General features: G+C 62.9%; 8 protein-coding genes. All 8 read left to right on the top strand.

The window, feature by feature from the left end:
• On the top strand, nt 1-224 hold a 224-nt coding region (locus K675_RS33615; protein WP_232434421.1), incomplete at its 5' end, for a hypothetical protein.
• A gap of 365 nt (nt 225-589) precedes the next feature.
• On the top strand, nt 590-1,003 hold the full coding sequence (locus K675_RS0111335; RefSeq protein WP_017903639.1) for an NADH-quinone oxidoreductase subunit A: 414 nt from the start codon (nt 590-592) through the stop codon (nt 1,001-1,003).
• 10 nt (nt 1,004-1,013) lie between these two features.
• Nucleotides 1,014-1,688, top strand: coding sequence for a NuoB/complex I 20 kDa subunit family protein (locus K675_RS0111330; RefSeq protein WP_026145108.1), 675 nt, complete (start codon nt 1,014-1,016; stop codon nt 1,686-1,688).
• A 73-nt stretch (nt 1,689-1,761) separates the two neighbouring features.
• Nucleotides 1,762-3,543, top strand: coding sequence for an NADH-quinone oxidoreductase subunit C/D (gene nuoC / locus K675_RS0111325; RefSeq protein ID WP_017903637.1), 1,782 nt, complete (start codon nt 1,762-1,764; stop codon nt 3,541-3,543).
• 2 nt (nt 3,544-3,545) lie between these two features.
• Complete coding sequence (gene nuoE / locus K675_RS0111320; RefSeq protein WP_017903636.1) at nt 3,546-4,043, top strand: NADH-quinone oxidoreductase subunit NuoE; 498 nt, start codon at nt 3,546-3,548, stop codon at nt 4,041-4,043.
• The gene (gene nuoF, locus K675_RS0111315; RefSeq protein WP_010444603.1) at nt 4,040-5,395 is read left to right on the top strand and encodes an NADH-quinone oxidoreductase subunit NuoF; all 1,356 of its coding nucleotides are present in this window, start codon (nt 4,040-4,042) and stop codon (nt 5,393-5,395) included. Before nuoE ends, nuoF begins: the two co-directional genes overlap by 4 nt.
• A 127-nt stretch (nt 5,396-5,522) precedes the next feature.
• A complete protein-coding gene (gene nuoG, locus K675_RS0111310; RefSeq protein WP_017903635.1) occupies nt 5,523-8,237 on the top strand; it encodes an NADH-quinone oxidoreductase subunit NuoG in 2,715 nt (904 codons plus the stop codon).
• A complete protein-coding gene (gene nuoH / locus K675_RS0111305) occupies nt 8,234-9,241 on the top strand; it encodes an NADH-quinone oxidoreductase subunit NuoH (RefSeq protein ID WP_017903634.1) in 1,008 nt (335 codons plus the stop codon). The genes nuoG and nuoH overlap by 4 nt, the downstream gene beginning before the upstream one ends.
• Nucleotide 9,242 lies beyond the last annotated feature (1 nt).

The raw sequence follows: 9,242 nt of genomic DNA, 5'->3' as shown, positions 1-9,242 counted from the left end.
CCCCAGCCGTAAAACCTGACAACCCGATGCCCCAGGCACACCGCAGCGACCAGGCCTGGGAGCGCTTTGCGCTCCAGCGCGGGCAAGCCCGCTCGCCACAAGGCCACCTCACAACCCGCTCAACGGCGGCGATGCCCAAAACCAGCCTGCGGATGAGCCGGGATGACCGCCACAACGCCCAAACCTTGACCTGGCGCAGCCTTCGGTCACGACAAATCGTTTAAAACGTCCCCCCTTCCCGCAACTTTCAACTAATCTCCATATATGGCAACTAGAAACAGCCGCGCTGACGAGAGCTGTTACAGCCAAAGACAAATAATATTGATTATCATTTAGAAATGGCCTTATTCGTTACAGCCTGGATAAAACATAATTAACAAAAAACCGGCTAATGCCCGCAGTACAGGCTCTGCAGGCTCTCCAGAGGTCCCTATGTCCTTATTCCACTAAATAATTTCGCTATAGAAAATTTACTTGCCTGGTGTTTACCCATAAAATCACCCGGATTGATGGCGCTGCGACATATCGTCACTGCCTTGTTACTTTTTTCAAGCTCAGAGAACCTTGCTCTCTGTTAAGGATTACCCGCATGACCGAAGCGACCGGACTCATGGCCCACAACTGGGGCTTTGCCATTTTCCTGCTCGGCGTCGTCGGCCTCTGTGCCTTCATGCTCGGTCTTTCCAGCCTCCTCGGGTCAAAAGCCTGGGGGCGCAGCAAGAACGAACCGTTTGAATCCGGCATGCTGCCCACCGGTAGCGCCCGCCTGCGGCTCTCCGCCAAATTCTATCTGGTCGCGATGCTGTTCGTGATCTTCGATATCGAAGCCCTCTTTCTCTTTGCATGGTCTGTGTCGGTACGCGAAAGCGGCTGGACCGGATTCGTCGAAGCTCTCGTTTTCATAGCAATTCTGTTGGCAGGTCTTGTTTACCTTTACCGAGTGGGGGCGCTGGATTGGGCTCCACAAGCTCGTCATAAGAGGCAAGCGAAGCTGAAACAATGAGGCTTTGGCAATGCAATACAATCTCACCAGAATCGACCCGGACGCTCCTAACGAGCAATATCCGATTGGCCAACGGGAAACCGTTGCCGATCCGTTAGAGGATCAAGTCCACAAGAACATTTTCATGGGCAAGCTGGAAGACGTGCTGAGTGGCGCGGTCAACTGGGGGCGCAAGAATTCCCTGTGGCCGTACAACTTCGGTCTGTCCTGCTGCTACGTGGAAATGACCACCGCCTTCACGGCACCACACGACATCGCACGCTTCGGCGCCGAAGTTATCCGGGCATCACCACGCCAGGCCGACTTCATGGTTGTGGCCGGCACCTGCTTCGTCAAGATGGCGCCGATCATCCAGCGCCTGTACGAACAGATGCTCGAACCGAAGTGGGTGATTTCCATGGGTTCGTGTGCCAACTCCGGCGGCATGTACGACATCTACTCCGTCGTTCAGGGGGTGGACAAGTTCCTGCCCGTGGACGTCTACGTGCCAGGCTGCCCGCCCCGCCCCGAGGCTTTCCTGCAAGGCTTGATGCTGTTGCAGGAGTCGATTGGCCAGGAGCGTCGCCCACTTTCCTGGGTCGTCGGTGATCAAGGCATTTACCGTGCCGAGATGCCGTCGCAAAAGGAACAGCGCCGCGAACAGCGTATCCAGGTGACCAACCTGCGCAGCCCCGACGAAGTCTGATCCAGTTCTGCTTCTTCCAAAGAAACGTGTACCTGGCTTCATTCTTTACGTTGACCGAAAGCGATAAAAAACCATGACTACAGGCAGTGCTCTGTACATCCCGCCTTACAAGGCTGACGACCAGGATGTGGTCGTCGAACTGAACAACCGTTTTGGCGCCGAGGCCTTCACCGCCCAGGCCACCCGCACCGGCATGCCGGTGCTGTGGGTGAGCCGCGCCCAACTCGTCGAAGTCCTGACCTTCCTGCGCAACCTGCCCAAGCCGTACGTCATGCTCTATGACCTGCACGGCGTGGACGAACGTCTGCGCACCAAGCGTCAGGGCCTGCCGGCAGCCGACTTCAGCGTCTTCTATCACCTGCTCTCGATCGAGCGTAATAGTGACGTAATGATCAAGGTCGCCTTGTCCGAAAGCGACCTCAGCCTGCCCAGCGTCACCAGCATCTGGCCGAATGCCAACTGGAACGAGCGCGAAGTCTGGGACATGTTCGGCATCGACTTCAAAGGCCACCCGCATCTGTCGCGCATCATGATGCCGCCGACCTGGGAAGGCCACCCGCTGCGCAAGGACTACCCTGCCCGCGCCACCGAGTTCGATCCCTACAGCCTGACCCTGGCCAAGCAGCAACTGGAAGAGGAAGCCGCGCGCTTCAATCCGGAAGACTGGGGCATGAAGCGTTCCGGCCCGAACGAGGACTACATGTTCCTCAACCTCGGCCCGAACCACCCTTCGGCCCACGGCGCCTTCCGTATCGTCCTGCAACTGGACGGTGAAGAGATCGTCGACTGCGTACCGGACATCGGCTACCACCACCGTGGTGCCGAGAAGATGGCCGAGCGCCAGTCCTGGCACAGCTTCATCCCCTACACCGACCGTATCGACTACCTCGGCGGGGTGATGAACAACCTGCCGTACGTGCTCTCGGTGGAAAAACTGGCCGGCATCAAGGTGCCGGACCGGGTCGACACCATCCGCATCATGATGGCCGAGTTCTTCCGGATCACCAGCCACCTGCTGTTCCTGGGTACCTACATCCAGGACGTCGGTGCGATGACGCCGGTGTTCTTCACCTTCACCGACCGCCAGCGCGCCTACAAGGTGATCGAGGCCATCACCGGTTTCCGCCTGCACCCGGCCTGGTACCGTATCGGTGGCGTCGCCCACGACCTGCCGCGCGGCTGGGACAAGCTGGTCAAGGAATTCGTCGAGTGGCTGCCCAAGCGCCTGGACGAGTACACCAAGGCCGCCCTGCAGAACAGTATCCTCAAGGGTCGTACCATCGGCGTCGCCGCCTACAACACCAAGGAAGCCCTGGAGTGGGGCGTCACCGGTGCCGGCCTGCGTTCCACCGGCTGCGATTTCGACCTGCGCAAGGCCCGTCCGTACTCCGGCTACCAGAACTTCGACTTCGAAGTCCCGCTGGCGGCCAACGGTGATGCCTACGACCGCTGCATGGTCCGCGTCGAAGAGATGCGCCAGAGCGTGCGGATCATCGACCAGTGCCTGCGCAACATGCCGGAAGGCCCGTACAAGGCGGATCACCCGCTGACCACGCCGCCGCCGAAAGAGCGCACGCTGCAGCACATCGAAACCCTGATCACGCACTTCCTGCAGGTTTCGTGGGGCCCGGTCATGCCGGCCAACGAATCCTTCCAGATGATCGAGGCGACCAAGGGCATCAACAGTTATTACCTGACGAGCGATGGCGGCACCATGAGCTACCGCACCCGGATTCGTACGCCGAGCTACCCGCACCTGCAGCAGATCCCTTCGGTGATCCGCGGCAGCATGGTCGCGGACCTGATCGCGTACCTGGGTAGTATCGACTTCGTTATGGCCGACGTGGACCGCTAAGCATGAACAGCACGCTCATCCAGACAGACCGTTTCGTCCTCAGCGAAACCGAGCGCTCGGCCATCGAGCACGAGTTGCACCACTACGAGGACCCGCGCGCGGCGTCCATCGAAGCCCTGAAAATCGTCCAGAAGGAACGTGGCTGGGTGCCTGACGGCGCGCTCTACGCCATCGGCGAGATCCTCGGCATCCCGGCCAGCGACGTCGAAGGCGTGGCCACCTTCTACAGCCAGATCTTCCGCCAGCCGGTCGGTCGCCACATCATTCGCGTCTGCGACAGCATGGTCTGCTACATCGGCGGCCACGAGTCGGTGGTCAGCGAAATCCAGAGCAAGCTGGGCATCGGCCTCGGCCAGACCACCGCCGACGGCCGCTTCACCCTGCTGCCGGTGTGCTGCCTGGGCAACTGCGACAAGGCCCCGGCCCTGATGATCGATGACGACACCTACGGCGACGTGACCGCCGCCGGTGTCGACAAACTGCTGGAGGGCTACGTATGACCCTGACTTCCTTCGGCCCTGCCAACCGCATCGCGCGCACGGCAGAAACCCACCCGCTGACCTGGCGCCTGCGCGACGACGCCGAGCCGGTCTGGCTCGACGAGTACCAGGCCAAGAACGGCTATGCCGCCGCGCGCAAGGCCTTTGCCGACATGGCGGCCGACGACATCGTCCAGACCGTGAAGGACTCCGGCCTCAAGGGTCGGGGCGGTGCGGGCTTCCCCACCGGGGTCAAGTGGGGCCTGATGCCCAAAGACGAATCCATGAACATCCGCTACCTGCTGTGCAACGCGGACGAAATGGAGCCCAACACCTGGAAGGACCGCATGCTGATGGAGCAACTGCCCCATCAACTGATCGAAGGCATGCTGATCAGCGCCCGTGCGCTGAAGACATACCGTGGCTACATCTTCCTGCGTGGCGAATACGTCACCGCCGCCAGGCACCTCAACCGTGCCGTGGAAGAAGCCAAGGCCGCGGGGCTGCTGGGCAAGAACATCCTCGGCAGCGGCTTCGACTTCGAGCTGTTCGTCCACACCGGTGCCGGACGCTACATCTGCGGTGAAGAAACCGCGCTGATCAACTCCCTCGAAGGCCGCCGCGCCAACCCGCGCTCCAAGCCGCCCTTCCCTGCCGCCGTTGGCGTGTGGGGCAAGCCGACCTGCGTGAACAACGTCGAGACCCTGTGCAACGTGCCGGCGATCATCGGCAACGGCGTCGACTGGTACAAGTCCCTCGCCCGCGAAGGCAGCGAGGATCATGGCACCAAGCTGATGGGCTTCTCCGGCAAGGTGAAGAACCCGGGCTTGTGGGAACTGCCATTCGGCGTCACCGCCCGCGAGCTGTTCGAAGACTACGCCGGTGGCATGCGCGACGGCTTCAAGCTCAAGTGCTGGCAGCCTGGCGGCGCCGGTACCGGCTTCCTGCTGCCCGAGCACCTGGATGCCCAGATGTACGCCGGCGGTATCGCCAAGGTCGGCACCCGGATGGGCACCGGCCTGGCCATGGCGGTCGACGACAGCATCAACATGGTTTCGCTGCTGCGCAACATGGAAGAGTTCTTCGCCCGTGAGTCGTGCGGTTTCTGCACCCCTTGCCGCGATGGCCTGCCGTGGAGCGTCAAGCTGCTGCGCGCCCTGGAGAAAGGCCAGGGCCAGGCCGGCGACATCGAGACCCTGCTGGGTCTGGTAGGCTTCCTCGGCCCGGGCAAGACCTTCTGTGCTCACGCACCGGGCGCCGTGGAACCATTGGGCAGCGCAATCAAGTATTTCCGTCCGGAGTTCGAGGCCGGCATCGCCCCCGCCGGGGCTGCCGTCCCGCCTCTGGCACGGCCGATCGTCGTCGGCGCATAACACGTATCGAAGGGGGGCGGTCCGTGCCGCCCTCTTCCTCGTCTGAAGCCGCATTTTGACGCGCCAGGCGAGTACAGGATTCCATTAGCCACGCCCGCAGACGCGGGCCAACGAAGAACTTTGAACCATGGCCACTATCCACGTAGACGGCAAGGCACTCGAAGTCAACGGGGCAGACAACCTGTTACAGGCATGTCTGTCGCTGGGCCTCGATATTCCTTATTTCTGCTGGCACCCCGCTCTTGGCAGCGTCGGTGCCTGTCGCCAGTGCGCGGTCAAGCAGTACAACGACGAAAACGACACCCGTGGTCGTATCGTCATGTCCTGCATGACGCCTGCCACCGACAACACCTGGATTTCCATCGACGACGAAGAATCCAAGGCGTTCCGCGCCAGCGTCGTCGAATGGCTGATGACCAACCACCCGCACGACTGCCCGGTCTGCGAGGAAGGCGGTCACTGCCACCTGCAGGACATGACCGTGATGACCGGCCACAACGAGCGCCGTTATCGCTTCACCAAGCGCACCCACCAGAACCAGGAGCTCGGCCCGTTCATCGCCCACGAGATGAACCGCTGCATCGCCTGCTACCGCTGCGTGCGCTTCTACAAGGACTACGCCGGCGGTACCGACCTGGGCGTGTTCGGTGCCCACGACAACGTGTACTTCGGTCGCGTCGAGGACGGCACCCTGGAAAGCGAATTCTCCGGCAACCTGACCGAGGTCTGCCCGACCGGCGTGTTCACCGACAAGACCCACTCCGAGCGCTACAACCGCAAGTGGGACATGCAGTTCGCGCCGAGCATCTGCCATGGCTGCTCCAGCGGCTGCAACATCAGCCCCGGCGAGCGCTACGGCGAACTGCGGCGCATCGAGAACCGCTTCAACGGTTCGGTGAACCAGTACTTCCTGTGCGACCGTGGCCGTTTCGGTTATGGCTACGTCAACCGCGCCGACCGTCCACGCCAGCCCCTGCTGGCCGACGGCACCAAGCTGAGCCTGGACAACGCCCTGGACAAGGCCGCCGACCTGCTGCGCGGTCGCAACATCGTCGGTATCGGTTCGCCCCGCGCCAGCCTGGAAAGCAACTACGCGCTGCAGGAACTGGTCGGTGCCGAGCACTTCTACTCGGGTATCGAAGCATCCGAGCTGGAGCGTATCCGCCTGGTGCTGCAAGTCCTCAAGGACAGCCCGCTGCCGGTGCCGAACCTGCGCGACATCGAAGACCACGACGCCGTGTTCGTCCTCGGTGAAGACCTGACCCAGACCGCCGCCCGCCTGGCCCTGGCCTTGCGCCAGTCGGTCAAGGGCAAGGCCGAGGACATGGCCGACGCGATGCGCGTGCAGCCATGGCTCAACGCCGCGGTGAAGAACATCGGCCAGAACGCGCTGAACCCCCTGTTCATCGCCAGCCTGGCGGAAACCAAGCTCGACGACGTCGCTGAAGAATGCGTGCATGCAGCGCCGGACGACCTGGCCCGCCTCGGCTTCGCCGTGGCCCATGCCCTGGACGCCAGCGCGCCAGCGGTCGAAGGCCTGGACAGCGAAGCCAGCGAACTGGCCCAGCGCATCGCCGACGCCCTGCTCGCGGCCAAGCGCCCACTGGTCATCGCCGGTACCTCCCTGGGTTCCAAGGCGCTGATCGAAGCCGCGGCGAACATCGCCAAGGCTCTGAAGCTGCGCGAGAAGGAAGGCTCCATCAGCCTGGTCGTGCCGGAGGCCAACAGCCTCGGCCTGGCCATGCTCGGCGGCGAGTCCGTCGATGCCGCCCTGGACGCCGTGATCGCCGGCCGTGCCGACGCCATCGTCGTGCTGGAGAACGACCTGTTCACCCGGACCGACGCCGCCAAGGTCGACGCCGCCCTGAGCGCCGCCAAGGTGGTGATCGTCGCCGACCACCAGAAGACCGCCACCACCGACCGCGCCCACCTGGTGCTGCCAGCGGCCAGCTTCGCCGAAGGCGACGGTACCCTGGTCAGCCAGGAAGGTCGCGCCCAGCGTTTCTTCCAGGTCTTCGACCCGCAATACATGGACGCCAGCATCCTGGTTCACGAAGGCTGGCGCTGGCTGCATGCCCTGCGTGCAACCCTGCTGAACAAGCCGGTGGACTGGACCCAGCTGGACCACGTCACTGCCGCCTGCGCTGCCGCCGCACCGCAACTGGCCGGCATCGTCGACGCCGCGCCATCGGCCGCGTTCCGCATCAAGGGCCTGAAGCTGGCGCGCGAGCCGCTGCGCTATTCCGGCCGTACCGCCATGCGCGCCAACATCAGCGTGCACGAGCCACGCACCCCACAGGACCAGGACACCGCGTTCGCCTTCTCCATGGAAGGCTACTCGGGCTCCGCCGAACCGCGCCAGCAGGTGCCGTTCGCCTGGTCGCCGGGCTGGAACTCGCCACAGGCCTGGAACAAGTTCCAGGACGAGGTCGGTGGGCATATCCGTGCCGGTGACCCAGGCGTGCGCCTGATCGAAAGCCGTGGTGACAACCTGGGCTGGTTCGCCAGCGTACCGGCGGCCTTCTCGCCATCGCGCGGCACCTGGCAGGCGGTACCGTTCTATCATCTGTTCGGCAGCGAGGAAAACTCCTCGAAGGCCGCACCGGTACAGGAACGCATCCCGGCCGCCTACGTCGCGCTGGCCAAGTCCGAAGCCGACCGCCTGGGCGTCAACGACGGAGCCCTGCTGAGCCTCAACGTGGCCGGCACCACCCTGCGTCTGCCACTGCGGGTCAATGAACAACTGGGCGCTGGCCTGGTGGCCCTGCCCGCCGGCCTGGCCGGTATCCCGCCGGCGATTTTCGGCAAATCCGTTGACGGTCTGCAGGAGGCGGCTCAATGACCTGGTTCACACCTGAAGTGATTGACGTGATCCTCACGGTCATCAAGGCCATCGTGGTCCTGCTGGCCGTGGTGGTCTGCGGCGCACTGCTGAGCTTCGTCGAACGTCGCCTGCTGGGCTGGTGGCAGGACCGCTACGGTCCGAACCGCGTCGGTCCGTTCGGCATGTTCCAGATCGCCGCCGACATGCTGAAGATGTTCTTCAAGGAAGACTGGACGCCACCGTTCGCCGACAAGGTGATCTTCACCCTGGCACCGGTGGTGGCCATGAGCGCCCTGCTGATCGCCTTCGCGATCATCCCGATCACCCCGACCTGGGGTGTGGCGGACCTGAACATCGGCCTGCTGTTCTTCTTCGCCATGGCCGGCCTGTCGGTGTACGCCGTGCTGTTCGCCGGTTGGTCGAGCAGCAACAAGTACGCCCTGCTCGGCAGCCTGCGCGCCTCGGCCCAGACCGTGTCGTACGAAGTGTTCATGGGCCTGTCGCTGATGGGCATCGTGGTCCAGGTCGGTTCGTTCAACATGCGCGACATCGTTGAATACCAGGCCCAGCACCTGTGGTTCATCATCCCGCAGATCTTCGGTTTCCTGACCTTCTTCATCGCCGGCGTGGCCGTGACTCACCGTCACCCCTTCGACCAGCCGGAAGCGGAACAAGAGTTGGCCGACGGTTATCACATTGAATATGCGGGCATGAAATGGGGCATGTTCTTCGTTGGCGAGTACATCGGCATCATCCTGATCTCGGCCCTGCTGGTCACCCTGTTCTTCGGTGGCTGGCACGGTCCGTTCGGCATCCTGCCGCAACTGTCCTTCGTCTGGTTCGCCCTGAAGACCGCGTTCTTCATCATGATGTTCATCCTGCTGCGCGCCTCGATCCCGCGCCCACGGTATGACCAGGTGATGGACTTCAGCTGGAAATTCTGCCTGCCACTGACCCTGATCAATATGCTGGTGACCGCTGCGGTCGTGTTGTTGAACACGCCTGCCGGCGCGGTTCAGTGAG

Source organism: Pseudomonas fuscovaginae SE-1 (assembly GCF_000364705.1).
Taxonomy (GTDB): Bacteria; Pseudomonadota; Gammaproteobacteria; order Pseudomonadales; family Pseudomonadaceae; genus Aquipseudomonas; species Aquipseudomonas fuscovaginae_A.
The sequence above is the reverse complement of the archived record's forward strand: the minus strand, read 5'-3'. Positions and strand labels throughout refer to the sequence as shown.

What these genes read in the sequence shown, in the direction of transcription:
- K675_RS0111335 (WP_017903639.1), top strand. Translation starts at nt 590, where the DNA reads ATGACCGAAGCGACCGGACTCATGGCCCACAACTGGGGCTTTGCCATT.
- K675_RS0111330 (WP_026145108.1), top strand. Translation starts at nt 1,014, where the DNA reads ATGCAATACAATCTCACCAGAATCGACCCGGACGCTCCTAACGAGCAA.
- nuoC (WP_017903637.1), top strand. Translation starts at nt 1,762, where the DNA reads ATGACTACAGGCAGTGCTCTGTACATCCCGCCTTACAAGGCTGACGAC.
- nuoE (WP_017903636.1), top strand. Translation starts at nt 3,546, where the DNA reads ATGAACAGCACGCTCATCCAGACAGACCGTTTCGTCCTCAGCGAAACC.
- nuoF (WP_010444603.1), top strand. Translation starts at nt 4,040, where the DNA reads ATGACCCTGACTTCCTTCGGCCCTGCCAACCGCATCGCGCGCACGGCA.
- nuoG (WP_017903635.1), top strand. Translation starts at nt 5,523, where the DNA reads ATGGCCACTATCCACGTAGACGGCAAGGCACTCGAAGTCAACGGGGCA.
- nuoH (WP_017903634.1), top strand. Translation starts at nt 8,234, where the DNA reads ATGACCTGGTTCACACCTGAAGTGATTGACGTGATCCTCACGGTCATC.